Annotated in this window: 20 protein-coding genes; 13 read left to right on the forward strand and 7 right to left on the reverse strand. The window is 50.4% G+C overall.

The genetic code is table 11. The features are described 5' to 3' along the window. Positions 1-162 precede the first annotated feature (162 nt). The 4 genes from ACFOMG_RS01665 (at position 163) to ACFOMG_RS01680 (ending at position 6,594) form a co-directional block, all read left to right on the forward strand. Positions 163-867: a DUF2846 domain-containing protein gene (locus ACFOMG_RS01665; RefSeq protein ID WP_376864365.1), complete on the forward strand. Its 705-nt coding sequence runs from the start codon at positions 163-165 to the stop codon at positions 865-867. Between the two features lie 127 nt (positions 868-994). Then, entirely contained in the window at positions 995-2,503 is a 1,509-nt protein-coding gene (locus ACFOMG_RS01670) for a fumarate hydratase (protein WP_376864366.1), read from the forward strand. Positions 2,504-2,702: 199 nt separating this feature from the next. Then, entirely contained in the window at positions 2,703-4,805 is a 2,103-nt protein-coding gene (locus ACFOMG_RS01675; protein ID WP_376864367.1) for an alkaline phosphatase PhoX, read from the forward strand. 55 nt (positions 4,806-4,860) lie between these two features. Then, entirely contained in the window at positions 4,861-6,594 is a 1,734-nt protein-coding gene (locus ACFOMG_RS01680; RefSeq protein ID WP_376864368.1) for a hypothetical protein, read from the forward strand. 81 nt (positions 6,595-6,675) lie between these two features. Here ACFOMG_RS01680 and ppnN read toward each other — a convergent pair whose 3' ends face one another. Further along, positions 6,676-8,037: a nucleotide 5'-monophosphate nucleosidase PpnN gene (gene ppnN, locus ACFOMG_RS01685; RefSeq protein WP_376864369.1), complete on the reverse strand. Its 1,362-nt coding sequence runs from the start codon at positions 8,035-8,037 to the stop codon at positions 6,676-6,678. A gap of 15 nt (positions 8,038-8,052) precedes the next feature. Next, positions 8,053-8,637, reverse strand: coding sequence for a CBS domain-containing protein (locus tag ACFOMG_RS01690; RefSeq protein WP_376864370.1), 585 nt, complete (start codon positions 8,635-8,637; stop codon positions 8,053-8,055). A 341-nt stretch (positions 8,638-8,978) separates the two neighbouring features. On the opposite strand from ACFOMG_RS01690, the gene ACFOMG_RS01695 reads away from it, so the two are divergent. Both ACFOMG_RS01695 and ACFOMG_RS01700 read left to right on the forward strand, forming a co-directional pair. After that, complete coding sequence (locus tag ACFOMG_RS01695) at positions 8,979-10,211, forward strand: ammonium transporter (protein WP_376864371.1); 1,233 nt, start codon at positions 8,979-8,981, stop codon at positions 10,209-10,211. Between the two features lie 17 nt (positions 10,212-10,228). Next, complete coding sequence (locus tag ACFOMG_RS01700; RefSeq protein WP_376864372.1) at positions 10,229-10,873, forward strand: hypothetical protein; 645 nt, start codon at positions 10,229-10,231, stop codon at positions 10,871-10,873. 7 nt (positions 10,874-10,880) lie between these two features. Here the strand turns inward: ACFOMG_RS01700 and ACFOMG_RS01705 are convergent, their stop codons facing one another. Next, positions 10,881-11,645 (reverse strand): hypothetical protein, encoded by a 765-nt coding sequence (locus ACFOMG_RS01705; RefSeq protein ID WP_376864373.1) that lies wholly within the window; start codon positions 11,643-11,645, stop codon positions 10,881-10,883. A gap of 118 nt (positions 11,646-11,763) precedes the next feature. Between ACFOMG_RS01705 and purU the strand changes: the two genes are divergently transcribed. Beyond that, positions 11,764-12,615, forward strand: a complete 852-nt coding sequence (gene purU / locus ACFOMG_RS01710) for a formyltetrahydrofolate deformylase (protein ID WP_376864374.1) — start codon at positions 11,764-11,766, stop codon at positions 12,613-12,615. A gap of 317 nt (positions 12,616-12,932) precedes the next feature. Here the strand turns inward: purU and ACFOMG_RS01715 are convergent, their stop codons facing one another. Next, positions 12,933-14,120 (reverse strand): thiolase family protein, encoded by a 1,188-nt coding sequence (locus ACFOMG_RS01715; protein ID WP_376864375.1) that lies wholly within the window; start codon positions 14,118-14,120, stop codon positions 12,933-12,935. Positions 14,121-14,517: 397 nt separating this feature from the next. On the opposite strand from ACFOMG_RS01715, the gene ACFOMG_RS01720 reads away from it, so the two are divergent. Genes ACFOMG_RS01720 through ACFOMG_RS01730 form a run of 3 tightly spaced genes read left to right on the forward strand, consistent with a single transcriptional unit; the run spans position 14,518 to position 20,931 of the window. After that, on the forward strand, positions 14,518-17,565 hold the full coding sequence (locus tag ACFOMG_RS01720) for a hypothetical protein (protein WP_376864376.1): 3,048 nt from the start codon (positions 14,518-14,520) through the stop codon (positions 17,563-17,565). Positions 17,566-17,583: 18 nt separating this feature from the next. Beyond that, positions 17,584-19,530, forward strand: coding sequence for a DUF1302 domain-containing protein (locus ACFOMG_RS01725; protein ID WP_376864377.1), 1,947 nt, complete (start codon positions 17,584-17,586; stop codon positions 19,528-19,530). A gap of 36 nt (positions 19,531-19,566) precedes the next feature. After that, positions 19,567-20,931 carry a DUF1329 domain-containing protein gene (locus ACFOMG_RS01730; protein ID WP_376864378.1) on the forward strand — a complete coding sequence of 455 codons (1,365 nt, stop codon included), beginning with the start codon at positions 19,567-19,569 and terminating at the stop codon, positions 20,929-20,931. A 75-nt stretch (positions 20,932-21,006) separates the two neighbouring features. On the opposite strand, the gene ACFOMG_RS01735 is transcribed toward ACFOMG_RS01730, so the two are convergent. From ACFOMG_RS01735 to ACFOMG_RS01745, 3 genes are read right to left on the reverse strand one after another with little or no spacing between them, the layout of a single operon-like run. Continuing rightward, positions 21,007-21,504 (reverse strand): outer membrane beta-barrel protein, encoded by a 498-nt coding sequence (locus ACFOMG_RS01735; RefSeq protein ID WP_376864379.1) that lies wholly within the window; start codon positions 21,502-21,504, stop codon positions 21,007-21,009. Between the two features lie 12 nt (positions 21,505-21,516). Continuing rightward, positions 21,517-22,503 carry a serine/threonine protein kinase gene (locus ACFOMG_RS01740; RefSeq protein WP_376864380.1) on the reverse strand — a complete coding sequence of 329 codons (987 nt, stop codon included), beginning with the start codon at positions 22,501-22,503 and terminating at the stop codon, positions 21,517-21,519. 59 nt (positions 22,504-22,562) lie between these two features. Beyond that, complete coding sequence (locus ACFOMG_RS01745) at positions 22,563-23,255, reverse strand: ComF family protein (RefSeq protein ID WP_376864381.1); 693 nt, start codon at positions 23,253-23,255, stop codon at positions 22,563-22,565. Positions 23,256-23,383: 128 nt separating this feature from the next. Between ACFOMG_RS01745 and bioB the strand changes: the two genes are divergently transcribed. From bioB to ACFOMG_RS01760, 3 genes are all read left to right on the forward strand, one after another. Further along, entirely contained in the window at positions 23,384-24,427 is a 1,044-nt protein-coding gene (bioB, locus tag ACFOMG_RS01750) for a biotin synthase BioB (protein WP_376864382.1), read from the forward strand. A 135-nt stretch (positions 24,428-24,562) separates the two neighbouring features. Then, positions 24,563-24,814 (forward strand): hypothetical protein, encoded by a 252-nt coding sequence (locus ACFOMG_RS01755; protein WP_376864383.1) that lies wholly within the window; start codon positions 24,563-24,565, stop codon positions 24,812-24,814. Between the two features lie 21 nt (positions 24,815-24,835). Next, complete coding sequence (locus ACFOMG_RS01760) at positions 24,836-25,726, forward strand: putative metalloprotease CJM1_0395 family protein (RefSeq protein WP_376864384.1); 891 nt, start codon at positions 24,836-24,838, stop codon at positions 25,724-25,726. The last annotated feature ends 119 nt before the right edge of the window (positions 25,727-25,845 follow it).

The following is a 25,845-nucleotide window of genomic DNA, read 5'->3' on the forward strand; positions in this document are numbered from 1 at the left end:
TTTGTTATTTTTTGTAATTATGTCATGATAGCAAGGCGTACTTTTTATGTACAATGCTGAAAGCATTTTCACAAGACTAAAAACCGAACGCCATGTCGACTTTCGCCAAAATGCTGCGCTTTGCGGCGCACGGCGTCTGGTTTCCATGGCAGGATGATAATAATGATAAAAAACCTCTATGTAAGTGTGTGTTTACTGGCGATGGCAGCGCTGAACGGCTGTACCGTTCACCAGTCGATCGGCGACAACTTTGGTTCTTATGTGTCCTCCCCCGATGGCCAGGAATTTAAGCCGGTGGGTTATCGCTGGGATTATGAAAACACAGCTTTACTGTATGTTTACCGTCCGGCCAGTGAATGGTCGATGGATGAACTCGAATCTCCCAGCTTTAACGTCAACGGCGAGCGTTTGTTTAATATCAAAGGCGGCGGTTACACCTGGTATGAAATGGAACCGGGTGAACACAATATTGTGATTCGTCGTGGCATTTTTGGTTTCGAAGGCATTGAGTGGTTCGAAATCAAGCGGGTTGCCGAAATCGATCTGGATGCCAAAGCCGGCAAAGTCTATTACCTGCGTTATTCCGAAATTGATCCTCCGGTCATTGATCCGGACCTGGAAGAAATTCCGCTGGGTGATGGTCCGTTACAGCTGGTTGCTCCCAGCCGGGCACTGGCTGAGCTGAATGTGACTCAGATGATTCATCACGGTCGTGGCTTAGTCGCCGCTCAGGAAGTGGTGGCGGATGATGATCTGCAAAAAGTGTTTGAGGCGGACATGGACGGGCAAGACGCACAGCCCGCGGATTCCGGCGCCGGCATCAAGGCACGTCCTCGGACTAAAGAAGAAGAGTGGTGGCCGTTTTAGGTCTGACCGCAATGCGTTACAATACGGCCAGCATTCAAACGCCCGCTTTTCAGTGGGCGTTTTTACAACCGTAGAACCTGAGCCGGTGGCCTGCTGAGTTCAGGGCGAAACCAGAGAGAGCCCCTCCATGACTGTGATCAAGCAAGAAGACCTGATCCAAAGCGTGGCTGACGCGCTGCAGTACATTTCTTATTACCATCCAAAAGATTTTATCGACGCCGTTCACGAAGCCTACCAGCGTGAAGAATCAAAAGCCGCTAAGGATGCCATGGCGCAGATTCTGATCAACTCGCGTATGTGTGCCATGGGCAAACGTCCGATTTGTCAGGATACCGGTATCGTAACCGTGTTCCTGACCATTGGTATGGACGTCAGATTCGAAGGCGATATGAGTGTTGAAGACATGGCCAACGAAGGTGTGCGCCGTGCTTATACTCACCCGGATAATGTATTGCGTGCCTCGGTTCTGGCTGATCCGGATGGCAAACGTGCCAACACCAAAGACAATACCCCGGCTGTTATTCATATGAAACTGGTGCCGGGGAATACGGTTGATGTTCATGTGGCTGCCAAAGGTGGTGGTTCGGAAGCGAAAACCAAGTTTGCCATGCTGAACCCGTCCGATTCTATCGTTGACTGGGTGCTGGAGCAGGTGCCCAAGATGGGCGCTGGCTGGTGTCCGCCAGGCATGCTGGGTATTGGTATCGGTGGTACGGCAGAGAAAGCGATGCAAATCGCGAAAGAGTCACTGCTGGATCCGATTGATATTCACGAATTGCAGGCCCGTGGTGCTGCTAACCGCGCTGAAGAACTGCGTTTAGAGCTGTTCGAAAAAGTGAACAAGCTGGGTATTGGTGCTCAGGGCCTGGGTGGTTTAACCACAGTGCTGGACGTTAAAGTAGCGGACTACCCAACGCATGCGGCGAACAAGCCGGTAGCCATCATTCCGAACTGTGCCGCGACCCGTCACACCCACTTTACTCTGGATGGCAGCGGCCCGGCCAAACTGGCAGCGCCGAAGCTGGAAGACTGGCCGGAAATCAGCTGGGAAGTGGGTGATAACGTCCGCCGCGTCAATCTGAATGAGGTGACTCCGGAAGACGTTAAAGACTGGCAGCCAGGTGAAACCATTTTGCTGTCGGGCAAAATGCTGACGGGTCGCGACGCAGCGCACAAGCGTATGGTCGATATGATCAGTCGTGGTGAAGAACTGCCGGTGGATCTGAAAGGCCGCTTTATTTATTACGTGGGCCCGGTTGATCCGGTACGTGAAGAAGTGGTGGGTCCGGCAGGCCCAACCACCGCCACCCGAATGGATAAATTCACCCGCACTGTACTGGAAGAAACCGGCCTGCTGGGTATGATCGGTAAAGCTGAGCGTGGTCCGCTGGCGATTGAAGCCATTAAGGACAACGAAGCTGTGTATCTGATGGCTGTCGGTGGCGCCGCCTACCTGGTGTCTCAGGCGATCAAAGAAGCCAAAGTGGTTGGTTTCGAAGATCTGGGGATGGAAGCCATTTACGAGTTTGACCTGGAAGATATGCCGGTAACGGTAGCGGTCGACAGTAAAGGTGAATCGGTTCACCAGACTGGTCCGCAGGAATGGTTCCAACGGATTAACGCGACAGAAGTCTGATCCGTTTCTGTTTATCAAAGAGGCCGCAGTTGCGGCCTTTTTTGTGGCTGTTCCAACCGCATGACCACATTTGAGCGTTTATATTACTTTCAGAAAAATAACTGAGACATTTTTGTCATCTCGATGTCGCTTTATTGTCACTTCTATCTTTTAGCCTTCAGGTTCCTGATTTAAGCCTGATTGCTAAAGAGAGAACACTATGGAAACGATGCATAAAAGCAGCCTCTATAAGGCTGTGATGCTGGCACTGACAACCACGGCACTGGTTGCTTGTGGCAGTGATGACGACAATGACAAAAAGTCGGCTGATACGGCAAAAAATCCATCCAGCATCAGCAAAGTTGCTGCTCTGACTGCTAACACCAGTTGTACTAATGGCGGTCATTTAGTGCATTCCGGTATCGATGATAACGGTAATGGTGTGCTGGACGATAATGAAATCGATGACACGGTTGAAGTGTGTGACGGCCAGGATGGTAGTGACGGGAAAGATGCTTATACTCCGCTGGTTTCATTCGCCGAAGTAGCGTTGCCAACCGATGATTCGGCCAAACGTGATCTGCAAACGACAACTTCAGTGACTATTGATGGTGTTGCTCAAACGGTAAGTTACACTCGCTTGATGGCGACGGGCGATAAGGGGAATGGTGAAACCTTTGGCTTGTCTAAAGACGTCAGTGGTGCGGTTATTCAGTTTGAAGACGCCTCTGACTATCTGTGCAATGGCACCAATGATGGTGTGGGTTCAGGCCTGGATTACGTATCTATTCTGCAAAAGCACGACAAATTATGGATGGTTGCTCAATTTGAATGTCAGGTTGGCTCTATGTATAGCGCGGAGCTGGAACAAACAGCTGAAGGTGTGTTGAGCGTTAAGGCAGACAGCCTGAAATTTGTTGATCAATCTAACGACTTCGGTGGTTTTGTTCACTGTGCTGGCCAGACAACACCATGGCAGTCGCACCTGGGATCAGAAGAATATGAACCGGATGCAAACGAGTTTGAAACTGCACTAATTACCGATGGTCAGCCTCTGACAGGTAATAAGTATACCGATGAAACAGCTCTTTACTGGTCTACAACTGCTGAGCGTGCGACAGGATTTAACGCTGCGAAAGAAGCGGGCATTCAGCGTATGAGTCCTTATTTCTACGGCTGGACGCCAGAAGTAACGGTCGAAGATGCAGCGGGCAATACGACGTATACCAAGCATTACGCTATGGGCCGTTTTTCTCACGAGCTGGCTTATGTAATGCCAGATCAGCGCACCGTATATATGTCTGACGATGGTACAAACGTTGGTCTGTTTATGTTTGTTGCTGACGCTGCGATGGATCTTTCTGCCGGTACTTTGTATGCGGCTAAATGGATCCAAACTTCTGATGCTAAAGGTGGTCGTGCAGAAATTGACTGGGTGAACCTGGGTCACACTGATAACGCAACGGTTCGTAATGTCATCAATAAAGACCTGAATTTCAGCGATGTTTTTGACACAGAATCACCAAGTACGGATCACACTTGCCCGACGGCTGGTTTTCATTATTACAAGTATGCAAATGAGTGCCTGAAGGTCGCGGATGTTGATGGTAGCGGTGCTGTTGATGCCGTTGACGAAGTAATTGCCTCTCGCCTGGAAGCTCGTCGCTATGCTGCTATCAAAGGCGCCACGCTTGAATTCCGTAAGGAAGAAGGCATTACCTTTGATGCGGACCACAGCAAACTGTATGTGGCGATGTCTTCAATCGAATATGGTATGGAAAGCTATGCCAAGCGTGGCGATACCAGCAAAACTTATTATGATGATGGCGGTCCCGATGATATTCGTCTGCCTTACAATGCCTGTGGTGCGGTTTATGCCATGGATGTTACGCCTGGCATGAAAGATACCAGTAATACTGCAATTAACAGCCGCATGGTTGTTAGCAACATGAATGCTGTTATTACCGGTACCCCTGATTCAAGCGTTACTGGTAATAGTTGTGATGTGAACGGTATTTCTAACCCCGATAACGTCGCTTACTTACAAGGCTCGGACACTCTTGTGATCGGTGAAGACACAGGTCAGCACGAAAACAACATGGTTTGGGCTTATAACGTGGTAAATGGCGAGCTGACACGTATCGCCACTACCCCGCTGGATGCCGAAACGACTTCTCCGTTCTGGCACGATATTAACGGCTTTGGCTATATGACTCTGGTATCCCAGCATCCGCTGGATGGTGTTGACGGCGTCAGTGAAGCTGATAAGCAGTCCAATGTTGGTGTGATTGGCCCAATGGACCTGTCTGCCCTCAAAAAGTAATAAAGTAAGTATATAAAGGGGGCTCCGGCCCCCTTTTGTTGTTTGAGTGATAGTTATGAAATATTTTCTGGTGATATTGTTTTCCGGTTTTTTATCTGCCTGTTTTAATGATCAGAGCAGTAGTGATCAGCGTGAAATCAATAATGATGAAGCAACAGAAATAAATAAGAACGGCTTCAGAATCGCAGCTGTTGACTTGATCAGTGGAGTCAATAATTCGGAGAGTGCATATATTCCGCCGCAGTGTTACACCAATGTCACACAGGAAAATAAAAAAGTCAGTAATCCCTGTTATTCTTGTCACGTAAATGGTACGCGCCCGAATTATCTCCATGATGATGGTGATCTTCAGATTGAATACGACTTTACGGACTATAGTTCATTTAACCGATACTCCAATTTATTTAAAGACCGAAGTGAAGAGGTATCGGTCATCTCTGACGAATTGATTGATAAATATGTGGAAGAGAGTAACTACTTTGATTTGTCCGGAGAAATTATTTTATCTGAAATACTAAAGGACGTTCCGAAAACCTGGGATGTTAACCAGGATGGTCAGTGGGGTGGATACATTCCGGATGCATATTTTAACTTCGATCTTTATGGTATGGATGTCGATCCACAAGGTTTGCCAACGGGTTGGGTTGTATTTGCTTATTATCCAATGATGGGAGAGTTTTTTCCAACTAATGGCTCAACCGATGATGTATTGATTCGTCTGCCCAATATCTTTCGTCAGGATTCACAGAGTAATTATAGTAAAGATGTTTACCGTTTAAATCTGGCAATTATTGAAGCTATGATTCGTGAACGAGATGTTGCTATTGATGAAACAGATGAAACGCTATATGGCGTTGATCTTGATCGTAACGGAGTCTTGTCAACAGCCACAAGTGTTGTCTATCAGTGGTCTCCGCTGAATAACATCTATATGTCTTACGTCGGAAAAGCGAAACAAGTCTATGAGTATAACCTGGCAGAAATGGCGGCAGGCCTATACCCTAAAGGAACAGAATTTTTGCACAGCGTCAGATACCTGGCAGTCGATGGTAGTCATGTCCGTATGGCTCCACGAATGAAAGAGCTTAGATACTCTCAGAAGATTACCTGGAACAACTATTCTCAACTGAGTAACTCGGTTTCTTCAGAAGTAAAGGAAAGGGATGATTTTCCTGAGCGGCTGAGTCAATACAACTCAAGCAAAAAACATGGTATGGAAAAAGGTTTGTATAATGGGCGAGGCTGGATATATCAGGGATTCATTGAATCTGAAAGTGGTGACTTACGACCTCAGACATATGAAGAAACATTGTTTTGTATGGGCTGCCACACCGGCGTTGGCGTGACCACTGATAGTTCGTTTGCCTATCCTAGAAAATTAGGTCATGAATCATTCCGGAACGGATTTTATCATTGGTTGGAGAAAGGACTTTCTGGTCTTCCGGACCCAATGCGTAACGATGGAAAAGGTGAATACCTGACTTATTTACAACTTAACCCAACCGGAAATGAATTCGGGACTAACAGTGAAGTTAAAAATAAATTTTATTCAAATGGCGAACTGATACCGGAAATGGTTGAAAAGTTAAACTCTGATATTTCAGAGCTGCTTATTCCGAGCCCGGCAAGAGCAAGGGAGTTGAATAAAAGCTATAAAGTTATCGTTGATGAGCAGTCCTACATTTACGGCCGTACCGGACATGTTCTGCCAATTGAAAATATTCACCGGAACATTCCGGTTGGCGAAGGAACCGGTATATCAACGGCTGTTTCAGCCAGCAGGATCTAATTACCTGCTGGAAGTAGCATACCGGCCATGATGCTTAAATCCCCGGCGGCTTTACGCCGGGGACCTCTGCATAAAGCCTAATCAGCTTTTGACTATTTCATAGCAGGGGGTGTAATCCCCCTGTATCTTCATACGGCCATGGCTGACCATCGCTGTCAGTAATTTATCCATACCTGCCAGTATGTCTGGATCGCCATGAATCTGATAAGGACCTTGTTTTTGTACCCGGTGGATGCCACTGGCTTTGACGTTACCGGCGACGATGCCGGAAAACACCCGTCGCAGATTGGCGGCCAGCTTATGCTGTGGCAGTGTTTTGGTCAGCTCGGTTTTCGCCATATTATCGTGTGTCGGGTCAAATGGCCGCTGGAAATCATCGGCAATCGTTAACGACCAGTTAAAGAAAAATGCGTCTTCTATCAGGCTGCGGTATTCCCGCACTTTGTGGGTACCCGTCTTCATCACCTGGGCGACCGCCTTGGCGTCGTCAATAATCAGCTGATAACGTTGCTGCGCCTGAGGACCAAGGGTGTCGCCAATGAAGCGGTCGATATCGCGCAGGTAGGGTTCTGCTTCGGCAGGGCCGGTAATTACAATCGGGAAGGGAATATTCTGATTAGCCGGGTGAGACAACACACCTAATAAATACAGAATTTCTTCCGCGGTACCAGGGCCACCAGGGAAAATCACAATGCCATGGGCCAGGCGAATAAAAGCCTCCAGCCGTTTTTCAATATCCGGCAGGATCACCAGCTCGTTAACGATTGGATTAGGCGCTTCGGTAGCGATGATGCCGGGTTCGGTAATGCCGATGTAACGGCCATCGCAGATATGTTGTTTGGCGTGGCCAATGGTGGCGCCTTTCATCGGTCCTTTCATTGCCCCCGGACCACAGCCGGTACCAACATCCAGGCCACGTAAGCCGAGCTGGTAGCCTACGTCTTTGGTGTACTGGTATTCATGCCGTGGTATAGAGTGGCCGCCCCAGCAAATAACCAGGTCGGATTCGCGGTCGGGCTTCAGTACATCGGCATTGCGTAATAAGTGAAAAATAGCATTGCTGATGTCTTCGCTGTTTTCCAGATCAAAGCGGTGAGCAGCAATGATGGAATCCTGTGCGTATAACACGTCTCTCAGGACGGCAAATAACTGTTCTCTGACACCACGAATAATCTGCTCGTCAACAAACGCACTGGCCGGAGGTGCGGTTAGTTTTAAAACGATACCGCGTTCTTCCTGGGCGACTTCGATATTAAAGTCACGGAATTCATTTTCAAGGTCGAGGTAGTTATCATTCTGGCTGCCTGCACTTAATACTGCATAACAGCAGCGACGCAATAACTCATGGGTTGGCCCGGAAAAATCTTTTAATTGTTGAATTTCGTAGCGTGACAATACCCGAAGATGGGTTTTGGGATGAATAACTTCTACTTTTTTCTGCATAAACAATCCTTCGAATCAGGCCCAGAGTTCCATCGGGCCATAGTGACTGATCACTCGTAAAATATCGGTGCGGGTAATCATGCCGGATAGAATATTGTCGTCGTTAATAACCGGCAGTGCACCAATCTGGTATTCCAGCATTGTACGTGCACACTGGCGTATATCGGCCTGCTCCAGAATACACAGTACCGGATGGCTGGCAAAATCGAGCACCGGTTGTTGCCAGTTAATGCTGGCGGTTAACGCTTGTTGCAATAAATCACGATCGGAAAGCAGGGCGTAAACCGATAAGTCTTCGGCAACCACCGGAATATGATGGTAGCCGGTTTGCTGCATCAGTTCCCAGGCTTGCAACACTGATGCATCACTATGAATATAGCGCACCGGGCGATGCATAATATCACTGACATAGGCAACCGCCTGGGGTTGATGCTCCGCATGCTGCTGGTTGTCATACGCCGACTGACTGCGTGTATAAGCGTCGGCTGCATTCGCAACCGGTGAGATGGCCTGGCTGGGTTGGGTCGGATTGATGCGGGTTTTCTCTGGCCGGACCGGAGTTTCGACACGTCTGCCCATGTCAAACACAATCAGCGACATAACGCACTCCCTGAAAAATGTGCATGTGTTCAAAACTATAACACTAATAAAAAACGGCTGTATCCGTCTGGCTGCATTTTAGTGCCGGGTCGTGCGGCATCTTTGGGCGAAGGAGCTTTTTTGGTGCAGTTCCTGTCAGGCACATTAAAACAACTCCCGGAGTATGGCCTGAATCTGTCGTTAGTATCATTTGGCATATGGCTTGCTGTTGTTTCAGCCACACGATGCAATCACAGGCAGGGCAGAATATGGCGAAGTGGATTCATAGGTTTTTAACAGCTGGAAGTGTACTGCTCGGTACGCTGATACCTTTACCTGCGATGGCTGCAGATCCGGCGCTTATGCAGGTGCTTGAACTGAATCTTAATACGCTCTGGGTCGCGCTGGCTGCGGCGCTGGTGTTTTTTATGCAAGCCGGCTTTGCATTATTAGAAAGCGGTATGTCCCGGGCTAAAAATGCCGTTAATGTGATGATGAAAAATTACATGGATGTATGCCTTGGCAGTTTAATTTATTGGTTGCTGGGTTACGGCATTATGTTTGGTGAAAATTTATCCGGCTTTATTGGCCTGAGCCATTTTGCTTTAACGGATGTGGCCGCCTGGGATTATTCGCTGCTGTTATTCCAGATGATGTTTGCGGCAACAGCGGTAACTATTTGCAGTGGCGCTATGGCTGAGCGCACTAAATACGATGCTTATTTGTTAGCAGCCTGTGGTATCACTGCTTTTATTTATCCGGTGTTTGGCAGCTGGGCCTGGGGAGGTCTTTACGGGGGCCATGGCTGGTTAGCTGAGCTTGGATTTATTGATTTTGCCGGATCGACGGTGGTGCATTCTGTTGGTGCCTGGTGTGCGCTGGCCGGGGTTATTATTCTTGGTCCCCGTACCGGGCGTTTTTCCCGGGAAGATGGCAGTGCACGGGAAATTCCCGGGCATAACTTATCTCTGGTGGCATTGGGTGGTTTTATTTTATGGCTCGGCTGGTTTGGTTTTAACGGCGGCAGTACGCTGGCGGCCAGTGCCGATATCGGCCTGATTCTGCTGAATACTCAGCTGGCCGCGGCAGCGGGTGCTGTGGGAGCCTTGCTGTTCTGTCGTGCAACACGTCAACCGGTGTTATTAACCTCAACGATTAACGGCAGTCTGGCTGGTCTGGTGGGCGTCACCGCAGGCTGCGCCACAATGACCCCGGAATTTGCTGCTTTAACGGGTTTGATTGCGGGCGCGATTGCGGTTTATGGCAGCCGCTGGTTACAGCGCCGCAGACTGGATGATGTGGTTGGTGCTATTCCGGTTCATGGTTTTGCCGGAGCCTGGGGAACATTGGCTGCGGGCGTTTTTGTGCGGGATGATTTGTTCAACTGGGGACAGCTGACGGTTCAGATGGTGGGTGTGTTATCCGCTTTTTTATGGGCTTTCCCTACGGCATTGTTGTTATTTTTCCTGATTGACCGGCTGCTGGGATTGCGTGCTTCAACGCAACACGAACAGCAGGGGCTGGATTATACCGAACATGATGAAGTGGGTTATCCGGAGTTTCATCAGCACGTAACGTTTCATAAAGAATCCTGATACAAGCGAGATAAGTTATGACTGTCGAACGTAAACGCCGGGCCGTTTATACCGTGTTATCGGATGTCGCAGAAGGAGCTGAGCTGTGGCAGGCGATGTGGTGCTGGCAGGACAGGTATGCCCAGAAATCTCAGTTTGAACTGAATGGTTTTTTATCCGACTGTCAGCACCTGCCGGCAATTGCCCGCGACCGGTCGGGGTTATACCGCCGGCTGATCAGCAGCATGATGTTGGCAGAAAGCTCGCTCAAACCCGATCCGTTCGATGAGATGCAGGCCTTTGCCGAAAAAACCTTACCACCAGTACAATCGCCTACCGCTGCTGCCGGGGATGACTGGTCGTTGGTTGTGTCGCACACACTTACCGGAATTTTTGGTGCGTTGCGCAGTGATACCGCCAGTGCGGTGGGACGTTATGCGATGGAACAGGCTAACCGGCACCGGTTACAGCCTGAACTGAATTATGCGTTTACGTTATGGCTTGGCAACCGGCAACCTCTGGAGCTGGCCGGGGTTGCTTTGGCTCCCATCCGTCAGTTGCTGAATTATATCTACATCGCGCTGTGCGAAACCCTTGGGCCGGTGGAGGCTGACAGGGTTTTATCAGCCGCTGTTGGTGCTGTGCCTGCCGAGGGATCGCTGGATGCCAGACGTCTGTTGTAGTGCCGGATCAGCTGGCCAGCTGATCCAGCCGGCTGAGGATGTTGTCGGTGTAGCGCATGACCAGATACGGCACCATTCGCGCCTGTTGATTCCGTGCTGAGCGGGCAATAAATAACCACTGGCTGCGCACCTTATTCAGTTGCTGACGGGCTTGTGCTGAGGCGCTGGCTTCAGGATAGGCCTGCAGTCCTTGCTCGAAGGTTTGCAGCAGTTGTGGTAAGTCGGGGCCATCAACACTTAATGGTGCGCCCATTGAGGAGGCTGCACGTTCGATATAACGTTCCACCACCTGCAGTAATACGCGTTGTTGCTGACGTGACCAGTTGCGGGAAGCACTGATAGTCAGGCCTTCCTGTTGCTGTAATAATTGTCCCAGCTTATCCAGTTCGGTCACCATATCGTTGGCGGCGTTACGCATCAGGGTAACGACCTGCAGTTCGGGGAAGGCATTTTCCTGGATTTCCTGCAGGTTGACGTGCAAATGTTGGTTGAAGCGTTGCCAGTGCTGGGCAATATTGTGTGATTGTGTCAGGTAGCGGGCACTCAGTTGCTGCTGAATTGCCTGGTGTTGCTGTTCGCTCTGGCGGACACCCTGTTGCAGCGTCATTACCAGCTCGCCGTTACCTTCATCGGCCTGTACGTGATAATACTTCAGCAACAAAAGCCTGACCGATGTGCCAAGCTGGAAAACATCATTTTCCAGGCTGAGCGTATCTGCCTGGCTTGGCAGACAAATAAAGCACATGAGAAAAATTGACCGAAGGGTTACCATAAGCGCCCCCTGAAAGTGTTTTAGTTATTATTCTTACTGCGTATATCAGCTAACCATCAAAGCAGCTATTCTGCAACCCGGGTGTGTTATACACGCAGTTGTCATTATTTGGATCGATATGGAACGAGTATACCGTTTAACCATTTCCTGCCCTGACCGGGTGGGCATTGTCGCAAAAGTTGGCCAGTTTTTTTCCGCTCATGGTGGCTGGATCGTGGAAGCAAACCACTATTCGGATCCGGTTAGCGGGCGCTTTTTTATGCGCCACTGTATTCGCGCAGATTCTTTACCCTTTGGTCTGGAACAGCTGAAAACCGAGTTTGCAGCGATTGCTGATGAATTCGATATGGACTGGCAGGTGAATGATTCGGCGGCGCCGAAAAAAGTCATTCTGATGGCCAGCAAAGAAAGCCACTGCCTGGTTGACTTGTTACACCGCTGGCACAGTAAAGAATTACACTGTGATATACCTTGTGTGATCTCGAATCATGATGATCTGCGTTCTCTGGTGGAGTGGCATGGCATTCCGTTTTTCCATGTACCGGTGGATAAAAGCAATAAAGCGGAGCACTTTGCCCGGGTAAATGCCATCGTTGAAGAACATAATGCCGACACCATTGTGTTAGCGCGTTATATGCAGATTATTCCGCCGGAACTGTGTGAGCGTTATCAGGGACAGCTGATTAATATTCATCACAGTTTCCTGCCGTCGTTTGTTGGCGCCAAACCGTATCATCAGGCCGCTGAGCGTGGGGTGAAGCTGATTGGTGCCACTTGTCATTACGTGACTCAGGAGCTGGATGCCGGACCCATTATCGACCAGGATGTGATTCGTATCAGCCACACCAATACGGTGGAAGATATGGTGCGTCTGGGTAAAGACGTTGAAAAAATGGTGCTGGCGCGCGGGGTGCGCAACCATCTGGAAGACCGGGTGTTATTGCACGGCAATAAGACGATCGTGTTCTGAGTGTAGTTTTCTGGAATAGGTTACCTTTTCAGTCGCCGGATCGAAAATACATCCCTGTACCACGATCCTTGCGCGGTCCTTCCGCTGCTTTGAAAAAGCAACCTATCCCGGGAATACGACAACTTATTTCAGGTTTGAAGAGTAAAGGCTGGCTTGTTTTTCGAGGCAAGCAACAGGATGTTGCGTTAGCATCGTGATCACAGGGATGTGGCTTCGATGCGGCGAGAGAAAAACAAGCCAGATTTTGCGAAAACCTATAAAAAACGGGCAATGTCAGCGACATTGCCCGTTTTTTTGTTTACCCGATATGCGGCGAATCAGATCAGCTCAATCGCAATCGCAGTCGCTTCACCACCGCCGATACACAGTGCGGCAACACCTTTTTTACCACCAGTGTTCTTCAGGGCGTTCATCAGAGTGACAACCAGACGTGAACCGGTTGAACCTACCGGGTGGCCCTGAGCACAGGCACCGCCGTAGATGTTTACTTTTTCCGCATCCAGAGCCAGCTCATCAATCGGCATCATGGCAACCATCGCGAACGCTTCGTTGATTTCAAACAGATCAACGTCGTCTTTGTTCCAGCCTGCTTTAGCCAGTACTTTTTCGATGGCACCAACAGGCGCAATGGTGAACTCAGAAGGATGCTGAGACTGAGTGCTGTGTGCCACGATACGCGCCAGCGGCTGCACGCCTTTTTCTTCAGCAGTGCTTTCACGCATCAGTACCAGTGCAGATGCACCGTCGGAGATTGAGGAAGCATTGGCTGCTGTGATGGTACCGTCTTTGGCGAATGCCGGACGCAGCGTCGGAATTTTTTCGATGTTGGCGTTAAACGGCTGTTCATCGTTATCAACAACGGTGTCGCCTTTGCGGCTTTTAACCGTTACCGGTACGATTTCTGCGTTGTTCAGGCCAGCTTCAATCGCGGCTTTGGCGCGGGTCAGGGAGCGGATGGCGTAATCATCCATTTGCTCACGGGTGTAGCCTTTCTGATCAGCCACTTCCTGAGCGAAAGCACCCATCAGTTTGCCGGTTTCAGCATCCTGTAAGCCGTCCAGGAACATGTGATCCTGAGGGGCTGAACCTGCCCCCATACGGTATCCGGAGCGGGCACCTTCCAGTACATATGGCGCGTTGGACATAGATTCCATACCGCCGGCAACGGCGATATCCACACTGCCGGCTTTAATCGCATCATGAACAAACATGGTGGCCTTCATACCGGAACCACACAGCTTGTTGATGGTGGTGGCGCCGGTAGCATCCGGCAGACCTGCTTTACGCATTGCCTGACGGGCCGGGCCTTGTTTCAGGCCAGCCGGAAGAACACAGCCCATAGTGACGTCTTCAACGTCGGCTTTGTCGATACCGGCACGTTTTACCGCTTCTTCAATCGCAATTGCACCCAGATCAGTCGCAGAGACTGAGCTCAGGCTTCCCATAAAACCGCCCATGGGTGTGCGGGCGCCGCCCACGATAACGACAGAATCTTGCTTGGACATGGATTTTCTCCTGGCTTTGACCTCAAGTTGGGCGCACATATTAGTGGATGGTGGTAATAATTCACAGCCCGTTCGGTTTTTTCACAGATCTGATGGGGTGGCGTAAACCGTCCTGATGGATATGCCTAAGGTAAAACCGGCCATTTCCCGCAAACGTCAGTTCCTGATAAATTTCTCCGTAAACCTCCGGACAGCACAAAACCGTGGGCTTATCCGGGGTTATAGGACGAAAGTGGTGTTACGAACAGATACAAAATGACGGGTGTCATCCTGCCGAATCATACTTTCGAGCGATGAGGGTGTTCAGGGGCCACATTATAGTCATCGCATATCTTCGGGATGTCCTATGTCCTGACAGGTGCACCAATAACCATAAAAACACAGAACAGGTAGCAATATGGTGAAGAAATCGCTTCTCAGCCTTGCAATTGCAGCGTCCGTCGCCGGACTGACAGGCTGTCAAATCAGTAGTGTCGAAAATAATAATCAGGTCGACTCGAACCCGGTAACGGCAGGCCAGCCAGGGTCTACTCCGGCCCGTGTGGCGCCGATTTTCTCTGCGGGTAGTAAAAACCTGCCGCTTTTTAATGATTTATTGTTTGCTGATGCCTCTGTGACAGATGGTACTGCCAGCGCGGACGATACTCAGGCCCCGGTGACTACCGCACTTAACTCTATTGATGGTGCGCCAGTTTCAGCCCCGATTGATATTGAATTTAATGCACCCATCGATGCAGATAGTCTGGCCAAACCTTTTACTGCCGTTCTGATTAAGTTGCGTAACTCCTCGAATGATCCCGCAATTGATGCGCTGGATATTGAGAGCATTGCCGCAAACTCTCCGCTTGTTGGTGATCAGCCTAATGTGCTGGCTGATGTCGATCAGCCAGTATTCGGCGAGGATTATACCGTCTCCTTCCTTGGTCTTGATGATGGTAATACACCGACTCTGCGTATTAATTTACTTAAACCACTTGAGGAGCGGACCAAGTATATCGTAGCTCTAACATCTCATATTAAAGCCGGTGGCGAAGCCATTGGGCCTTCTGCAGAATATGAGTTACTTGCCGGGAATGCGGGGTTGCCTTCATCGGCACTAGCGCGGGTTCGCAAAGCGGTGCAGGGCTGGGAAGGTGTGGCTAATGCGTATCTTGCCGGTGCTGCGGCAAAACTTCAGCAGGATGCAGCAACAGCCGCCGAAAACGATATGACAGAGGCCGCTGCTCAAGCAACAGCCGCTGCTCAATTGGCCAGCAGCGCTGATGTTGTGCTGAGTTATGCCTTCACTACCGGTGGTACCACATCCACGCTGAAAATGATTGCAGCGCCTGAAATGTATGTGCGTGCGTTGGCCGCCAAGCCTGATACCGCCAAAAAACTCTATCAGGCGGTTTTGTTGAAACAGAATTTAGGTGATGAGGCGGCAACAGCGGCAGCCTATGTTTCGACCGCTATCGTACCTGCTGCAACTACAGAATCTATTGCACTGGATAACCCTCCAACGGCAGAGCAGATCGCTGCAGTAGAGGCAACCGATACCTTTAAAGCCAGTATCGTAGCCACAGCAAGCTCAGCTACTGTTATTGGTGGCGTAACGGCGGGACTTCATACACCAGGAGCGCAGGCTTATGAGGATATCCCCGGTGCTGCCTTAACCCCAGCACAGGTTTTTGCTGGTACGCCTCTGGCGGTTGACTCAGTTACTCAATACGTTCAGGGCTCATTAGCTCTGCCTGTTGGTCTGAGTGCGCCGGTTAAAACCAATGCACAGGCTCTACAATCTACGGATCCGATGTTGAAGGCTAAGGCGGTGCAGCTGAGCATGGCGTCAGATGCGCCTTGGTCTGCTGATCCTACGCTGAACCCGCCGCTGGATAATAAGAAGTTTGATCCTGCTAAAGGTATTCTTGTGTCAGCGGTTAATCCGGCCACCGGTGAGATTGAAGGCGGTATGACCAACGTAACCTACCGTTACCCTCTGGTGAATCTGGATAAAAAAGAAAATGTACCGGTATTGGTCACATTGCCGGGGGATTATTCTTTACTTGGCGGAGATGATTGCCCTACAGATTATGCCACCGCCGGTTATCCGGTAATCGTCTATCTGCATGGTATTACATCTGATCGTACGTCCAGCTTAGCTATGGCGCAGGCTGCTGCATCTAAAGGTTGCTACGCTACTGTGGCCATGGATTTGCCATTACACGGTGTTGCACCGCTGGCGTCAGATCGTGATGGTAAGTCAATATTAAACTCGTCAATGGTGTTCAACGTTGAGCAAACCAATGCCGACCCAACTAAAGCGCCTTTTGCCAATACGGCTGATGCATTGGATATTGAAGTGGCTGAGCGTCACTACAATATTGCCTCTTCCAGCAATGCCCGCGTTGATATGGTGTTTGGTAATACGGTTGGAGCCTCTCTGGGTAAATCCGGTGAGCTGTTCATCAACCTGGCGAACATGAATCGTCTGCGTGACAACATGCGTCAGGCCGTTGTTGATAATATTCATCTGCTTGCATCGCTGGAAGACATCGCTACGGCACATGGTGTTACTTTTGACACGGATAAGGTTTATGTTGCTGGCCTTTCTCTGGGTGCAATTATCGGTACAACGCTGACTACGGTAGTGAATGATGCCAACGTTCAGGCTCTGAATACTGCTTTGCCTGAAATTAAGGGTACTTTGCTGGCCAGTCCGGGTGCTTCTTTACCGAAAATGCTGGAAAACTCGCCAGCCTTTGCTCCTACCGTTTTGCCTGGTCTGAATCTGGCACAAGACAGTTCATCCCTGCAAAAGTATGAAGGTATGCTGCAGGCGGCACTGAATAGTGTTGACCCGATTGGCTTTGCCGCTGAATTGGGCGAGCAGACTACGCCGGTACTGATGTACAACGTTGTTGGTGGTGGTGACTGTCCGAGCTTCATGCCTTTCGATCAGAATGGTGCGCCGACTGCAAATGTGTCTGAAATGGTGGGTGCAGATTGTTCTGATGGCTCTACTCAGCGTCTGCCAAGCAAAATGGCTCTGGCATTCCAGGGGAAATACCCGGCTGATCATGTGGTGCCTAACTTCGACTATTTTGCCGATGCTGACAACAACCCGTTCGCTCCGATTATGTCAGGCTTGACCTTCGAACTTGGCGATCTGGGCTCCAAAGTGACCACTCCGATTGAAGCAATGGCATCATCTGCGTCTGCTCTGGCCGGTACTAATCCTCTTGCTGAACTTGCCGGCTTGAAGGTGCTGGATGAAACACTGGATATGGATGGTTCTGGTGGTCAGGCAGTTATTCCTTTCGACAAAGCGACTCACGTCACTTTTGCTGCCGCGGATGATACTGATACCTTTACCACTATGATTACCCAGATGCTGACTTTCTTCGGCTCTGATGGTGCAATATTGGATCCGGCCGAAAACGCCGGTGTGAAACCAGCGGAATAACAGGGCGGAGTAATAACAATGACAAACAAAGCCAAAATGAATGTATTTAAAAAAGCCCCTCTGGCGCTGGCATTAGCCGGCACCATGAGCGGCGCTCAGGCCGTTGAATTTAACTTCGGTGATGTTACCGCTCAGTGGGATAACACCATCAGTTATGGTGTTGGCTGGCGCGTAGAAGACCGTGATAAAGGTCAGATCATGACCTCTAATGGCTCTTATATCGGTGAAACAACGTCCGGCTCGTCGTACAACTACGACGACGGTACGCTCAATTACGATAAAGGTGATATTTACACCAATGTTGTGAAGTGGAGCTCCGATCTGGAAATTAACTACGGCGATTTCGGTGGTTTCTTTCGCGCACGTGCTTACTATGACGCGGCTATCATGGATGATGATCCTGAAGTAGCACCGTTCAACGACGCGACAAAAGATGCGGCTGGTAAAGGCGCAGAATTACTGGATGCTTTCGTCTGGATGGATCACTACTTCGGTGATGTGCCGGTTAGCTTCCGAGTAGGTCGTCAGGTAGTGAGCTGGGGTGAGTCCACCTTTATTCAGGGTGGTATTAACAGCATTAACCCTGTGGATGCATCAGCGTTCCGTAAGCCGGGTGCAGAAATCAAAGAAGGTTTATTGCCGGTTAATATGGCCTACACCTCGATTGGTCTGACGGCTGATGTGACGTTAGAAGCTTTCTATCAGCTCGAATGGGAAAAAACACGTACTGATCCATGTGGTACCTTTTTCTCCACGGTTGATTTTGTAGCGGACGGTTGTGGCCCGGTTATCCTGGGTGGTGAATCCACTCAGGAGGAAATCCTGGCGTTACGTGATGCTGAAATTACAGCCGGCGTGCCATTGTCTCAGCGTGTTGCTCCGGTAACTGAGCGTCTGGCTGACGACGAAGCGAAAGACTCTGGTCAGTATGGTCTGGCAGTGCGTTGGTACTCTGAAGCGCTGGGTGATACCGAGTTTGGCTTCTACCATATGAATATCCATAGCCGTGTACCATTTATTAACGGTGTTGTGACCAACCAGGATCGGCTGGGTGTTATCGATGGAACTTTAGGTGGTGGCAGTAACGCACCGGTCAATGCTGATGCAACCTACGATACCTATCGCCCTCTGTACCAGATCGCATACCCCGAAGATATCCAGATTTCCGGTATCTCGTTTGCGACCAGTACTGAAGGTGGTGCATCAATATCCGGTGAAATCAGTTACAAGCCTGATGCGCCGGTTCAGTGGAATGCATTCGAACTGATTCTTGCCGGTAATGGTGCCCCTTGGAGCCGCTTATATCAGCAGCGTGCTGAAGAAATTGGTGGTGATGAAGCGGCTCGTCGATCTCTCTATGGTGAGTTGGCTGAAGGCTTTGATACGTTCGATATCTGGCAGGCCCAGATGACGTATATCAAGTTCTTCGACCGGGTGCTGGGCTCCGACCGTCTGGCGCTGGTGGGTGAAGTGGGTATGACCTACGTCGATGGCTTACCGGATACCGATGACGCGCGTTATGGTCGTTCAGGCGCTTATGGTATTGGTGACAATGCAGGCGTATTCGCTGGGGTTCCTGCGTCTTACGATGCCTGTTCATCTGACTACCTGCCAGATGGCACTACCGCGAACACTTCGAAGAACGTGAACACCGACTACTGTAACGATGAAGGTTATGTCACCGAGTTGTCGGGTGGTATTCGCCTGCGTGCGGCGATGGATTTCAACAACGCATTTGCGGGTGTCAATGTAACGCCTAAGCTGTCTGTAGCGTATGACAAAGGGAATGGTCCTGAGCCGGGTGCTCAGTTTATCAACGATCGTCTGACCACGGGTCTGAGTGTCACCTTTGTGTATCAGAACCAGACGTCGGTTGATATTGGCTACACGAACTTCAGTGGTGGTGATTACAACCAGCTGAAAGATCGCGACAACGTTACGTTATCTGCCAAGTATTCATTCTAAACATAATAAGATCAGGATTTTTGAGGTCTAACAACCATGTTTAAACAACACTATAAGACCTGGGGCGGCGCTATCGCGCTGTCCCTGATGGTATCCGCAGCAAACGCCGCTGTGGCACCTGAAAAAGCCGCCGAACTGGGTAAGTCACTGACTCCTATTGGTGCGGAAATGGCCGGAAATGGCGGTGCCATTCCAGCCTGGAGTGGTGGCATTACTGAACCGCCAGCAGGTTACACGGTTGGTAAAAAACACGTGAATCCTTACAAAGGTGAAAAGCCTGAGTTTGAGATTACTGCAGCGAACTACAAAGAATATGCCGATAAACTGACCGATGGTCAGAAAGCGATGTTTGAAAAATATCCGGAAACCTATCGTATGCCGGTTTACAAAACACATCGCTCTGCGGCTTACCCACAATTTGTTTACGACGCGACCAAGAAAAACGCCACTGCTACCAAAATGATCTCTGGTGGTAACGGTATGGAAAACTATCAGGAAGGTGTTCCTTTCCCGATTCCGGCTGATGGCCTGGAAGTGATCTGGAACCACATTTCACGGTACCGTGGCGGCTCAGTTTCCCGCGTTGTTGGTCAGGCAACTCCGCAGGCGAACGGTGATTACACTCTGGTGCGGTTTAAAGACGAGTTTACTTTCCGTAATAAACTGACGGATTACGATCCGGAAGCGGATAAAAACGTATTGTTCTACTTCAAACAGGACGTTATTTCACCGGCTCGTCTGGCAGGTAACGTATTGCTGGTTCACGAAACACTGGATCAGGTGAAAGAGCCGCGTAAAGCCTGGGTTTATAATGCCGGTCAGCGTCGTGTACGCCGGGCACCGCAGGTTTCCTACGATGGTCCGGGTACTGCGTCAGATGGTCTGCGTACCTCGGATAACCTGGATATGTACAATGGCGCACCGGATCGTTACAACTGGAAACTGGTTGGCAAGCAGGAGCTGTATGTACCGTACAACTCTTACGAGCTGAACAGTGGTGATCTGAAATATGATGACATTGTAAAAGCCGGCCATATTAATCAGGAGCTGACCCGCTATGAACTGCACCGCGTGTGGAAAGTGGAAGCAACGCTGAAAGATGGCATGCGTCATATTTACAGCAAGCGTACTTTCTACATCGATGAAGATACCTGGCAGGCAACTGAGATCGATCACTATGATGGTCGCGGTGAACTGTGGCGTGTTGCGGAAGCACACAACATGATGTTCTACGATACGCTGGTGCCATGGTACGCGGTTGAAACCCTGTACGATCTGAACTCTGGCCGTTACTTAGTGCTGGGTCTGGATAACGAAGAAGATGGTTCTTATGAGTTCGGCTTCGAACGTTCTCAGAAAGACTATACACCTGCTGCTCTGCGTCGCTCAGGCCGTCGTTAAGCGACAGACTGATCAGACGATACAAAAAACGGATGCCCTGGCATCCGTTTTTTTATGGCTGGTTCTGACTGACAGTTAAAAACTCAGTACAGCACTGAGCTGATAGACAGTGGTCGCATCTTTATTAATGTATTCCGCCCGTAACGCAACCGGTTTGGCCAGTTGCAGTTGTGCCCCTAATCCCATAAATACGCCATCGTCATCACCCAGGTCGATACCAAAACGCGCCAGTGCAGACAGACGTGGGTTGATTTCCGGTAATTGTTTAACGGCGACGGTGGATAACCACAAGCCACGGATATCTTCATTGGCGAAGAAATCCTGAGTCTGGGCGTATCCGACTTCTGCGTAGGTGGAAAACTGTGGCAGGTCGTTTTCCAGTTCATAGCCGGCAAACACTGAAAAACCATTGGCATCGACGTCTCCGCCAAAAGGTGAATCCAGGTTGTTGTGAGTCAGACCGGCGCCGATATGTATTTTATCCAGCGATATATTTTGGGCGGGCTGGCGGGGTTGTTCAGCCTGGGCTGACAAGGCCATAAACAGTACGCTGGTGGTTATTAAATGTTTCATCAAAACTCCTTATCAGAAATTAAAGGTGGGTAATTCCAGAGCGGGCTCGCGCAGAGCGGCCAATTGCTCGCGTAAAGATAAGATATGTTGTGACCAGAACTGATGGCCGGTAAACCACGGAAAGGCGGCAGGAAAGGCCGGATCCTGCCAGCGTTGGCTTAACCAGGCGGCGTAACGGGCGATACGTAACGTACGCAGTGATTCGACCAGTGGCAGTTCATCGGCCGGAAAGCGACGGAACATCTCATAACCTTCAGCGATGGCCATTAACTGTTGCTGTTGTTCCTGACGTCCGCCGCTGAGTAACATCCAGATATCCTGCATGGCAGGACCCAGCAGGCAGTCGTCGAAGTCGACCAGAAACAGGGTTTCATCACGCAATAATAAGTTACCCGGATGCAGATCGCCGTGTAGTCGGATGTTCCTGGTTGTTGCCGGATAGTGCTGTTGCAGCTCCGTCACCAGATCAGGCACCAGACTGCGATACACGGCCTGGTAATCGGGTGGCATCAGGCCACTTTGTAACACCTGTTCGGCAGCCTGTTCTAAGTCTGCGGCTCCCTGAATACGGGGGCGGGCCTGAAACGTTTTGCTTTCTCCGATGGTGTGTAATCTGCCCAGCCAGCGGCCGAGTAACTCGAGTTCATCTTCGTCGCTGATTTCCGGTGCCTGGCCGCCTTTGCGTGGAAATACAGCGAACAAAAACTCATCGTATGAAAACAATGTTTGTTGCTGATATTCCAGTGGTGCGACCACCGGAAGTTCCTGCTGTTGTAATTCCAGCAGGAATTCATGTTCTTCCAGTATGCAGGCCCGGCTCCAGCGGCCAGGGCGGTAAAACTTCACAATGACAGGCGGCTGATCTTCAATGCCGACCTGATAAACACGGTTTTCATAGCTGTTCAGTGCGAAGATCCTGGCGTCACAGAAAAAGCCAAGGGATTCTACTGCATCCATTACCCGTTCCGGGGTCAGGTTGCTGTATGGGTGGTTGGACATACAATCAGATTGCCGATGATGGAAATGGCTTCCAGTATGCCTGAAAGCCGGATTTTTCGCTAAAAGCGAAAGTCCGGAGCCGGAGTACGCGCCAGAATCCAGCCACCCACCATCGCAGCACCTTGTTGCTTCAGTGCCTGAGCGGCAGCGTTCAACGTGGCACCTGTGGTCATTACATCATCAATAATCAGGATGTGTTGACCGGTTAACGGCAAACTACCAGGGCGTAGTCCTCGTTGCAGGTTCTTTTGCCGTTGTGAGCGGTTAAGGCGGCGCTGATCGTGCTGGCCGGATTTATGGAGTGCGTGATGCAGTAAGGGAATGTTCAGCTGGCGCGCAAGTTGTTCGGCCAGCAGCCCCGCCGGGTTAAAGCCACGTCTGAAAAGACGCCAGCCGCTGCTGGGGATGTAAGTTAACGCGTCAATTTGGGATACAACGGCAGGGGGCGATTGCAGCATCAGCCGGGCCAGTTGGTGGCCCCAGAGCAACTGACGTTTATCTTTCATTTTCTGAATCCAGATGCTGATCGCCGGGCGATACAGAAACTGGCCGATGGTGTAATCATAAGCCGGCGGACTGGCCTGACAGCGGCCACAGCGCAACGGGGTATCCGACGTGGTATTCAGAGGTTCAGCACACTGGCTGCAGGCGATGTTATTAAAAGGCAGATCCTGATAACAAGCCGGACATAAGAACAGATTCTGGCCAGTTGGCTGCAGGCACAGCTCACACAGATTGTGCTGATTTAACATCTGGTTGAAAATTAACCACTTGTTCGCTTTGTGATCTTTCAAAGTTGACCAGTTACCCATAGTGCTTAGTATCAGTGCCGGATCATAACGATTCAGATCAGAGGTTGAATATGGGGCAGGTGGCTGAAATGCAGACAACAACGCGACACGATTGGACGGTTTCTGAGGTGGAAACATTATTGCAGCAGCCGTTGAATGATCTGTTGTTTCAGGCGCATTCGGTGCATCGTCAGCACTTCGATGCCAACCAGGTTCAGGTCAGCACCTTATTATCGATTAAGACCGGAGCTTGCCCGGAAGACTGCGCTTATTGTCCACAAAGCGCGCGCTACGACACTCAGCTGGAAAAAGAAAAGCTGATGGAAGTGGAAGCGGTGATTGAAAAAGCCAAAGCGGCCAAAGCGGCCGGTTCTGACCGCTTCTGTATGGGCGCAGCCTGGCGTTCTCCGCGTGAAAAAGACATGCCTTATGTGTTAGCCATGGTGAAAGGGGTTAAAGATCTGGGGATGGAAACCTGCATGACACTGGGGATGCTGGACGAAGATAAATCATCACGACTGGCAGAGGCCGGGCTGGACTATTACAACCACAATCTGGATACCTCGCCGGAATATTATGGTGAAATCATCACGACCCGCAGTTACTCCGATCGGCTGGAAACCCTGGACAACGTGCGTAAAGCCGGCATGAAAGTATGTTCTGGCGGTATTCTGGGGATGGGGGAACAACAAAAAGACCGGGCGGGTCTGTTAGTGCAGCTGGCGAACCTGCCACAGCATCCGGACTCCGTGCCTATCAATCAGCTGGTAAAGGTGGCTGGCACGCCGTTAGAGCAGCAGGGTGAGCTGGATCCACTCGATTTTGTTCGCACCATCGCAGCCGCTCGGATTATGATGCCTGAATCTCATGTGCGCCTGAGTGCCGGCCGTGAAGAAATGAGCGAAGAAATGCAGGCGATGTGTTTCTTTGCCGGCGCTAACTCGATCTTTTATGGTGAGTGCTTATTAACTACGCCTAACCCGGCAGCCAACAAAGATCAGGCTTTGTTTCGAAAGCTTGGGATCAATTCCGACCATCGGGTGACGCAGCAGCCAAAAGCGCTGGATGAGTTGCTTAAAACGGCGGCGCAAGAGGATCCTCAAGCGCTGTTTTATGACGCGGCCGTTAGCTGAGCCAGCATTATTGCCCGACTCGCTTTATGAAGATTAGATATAACAGAAGCCAGCATTTAGCTGGCTTCTGTTTTTGCTGTTGTTTAAAATATGAACAATGCCAAAAGTCTATCAGCGCTATTTGCGGAGGCACTTATGAATATCGGTTCAACCACAGGATCAGCATTTACTACTGCCAGTGCGGGTATCAGTCAGGGAACTGAGCAGGTCAGACGAGCCGCTCAGGACGTGGTGGATGCAACAACCGAACGGCCGGTTGAAGGGCCCGACAAACTGGCAGAGGCAGCAACTGATCTGAAGCAGGGAGAGCGTTCGGTTGAAGCGAACGCCAAGGTATTAAAAGCGGCGGACCAGACCCTGGGCTCAATTATTGATGTCGAGGCCTGAGACACTTAACGGGTAAATGCCATGCAGATTTCTGTCAGTACTAACCAGATTACCGCTCCGGCAGCACCCGCCAATGTGGGCGGTGGAGCTGGGTTGGTGGTGGTTGATGGAACAGAAAATATTGATTCTGTATCGTTTGCCCCGGTTGATGCGGTGTCTATCAGCGATGCCGCACGTAAAGCCAGTGAACAGCCGTCGGCAGATAATTCTTCTCAGGCGGATAAATCCGCCGAAAATCCCACCCCGGAAACAGCCGTCCGCCCCCGGCAAGGTGATCGTGCAGGGAGACAGGATGATGTACAGAATGTAGCAGAACAACGCCAGCAGGAAGCGGATCTCGCTCAGATACGGCAGCTGAAAAGTCGTGATGCTGAAGTTAAAGCTCACGAAGCGGCTCATGCAGCGGTGGGTGGACAGCTGGCAGGCAGCCCGTCCTACAGCTTCCAGCGCGGCCCGGACGGTGTGCGTTATGCGGTGGGTGGTGAAGTACCGATTGATGTCAGTAAAGTTTCGGGTGACCCACAAGCGACACTGGAAAAAATGCAACTGGTGCAACGAGCCGCTCTGGCACCGGCTGAACCTTCCAGTCAGGACCGCCGGGTTGCCGCGCTGGCTGCACAGCAGGCTGCGGAAGCCCGGGCAGAACTCAGTAGCGAACGTCGTGTCGGGGCTGGCTCCGCCGAAGATGAACAATCATCGGATTCTTCGTTGTCTTTCCTGGCTGAGCAGCGGAAGGAGCAGGCAGCTGAGCAGAAAGAAGAAAAGGCTGAAAAATCCCGCCAGGAAACGGCTACTTCAGCGGAAATTTTTGCTGAGCAAAATCAGCGCATGCGGCGCATTAACGAATTTTTATTGCAAATCACTGCTCCGCCGGCTGCCAGTGCCGGTGATCTGATCGACGATCTGGTCTGATCCGCGGTCTTCCTGTTCTTCCTTTTACAATTCTCTGTTGAAGCGGCCACGTGGCTATCCTGACTGTTTGTTTCACTTCAGGCAAAGAATGTCATACGTCTCAGGCTTGACAATAGCGG

It is taken from the genome of Bacterioplanoides pacificum (genome assembly GCF_042648445.1).
Classification (GTDB): Bacteria; Pseudomonadota; Gammaproteobacteria; order Pseudomonadales; family Oceanobacteraceae; genus Bacterioplanoides; species Bacterioplanoides pacificum.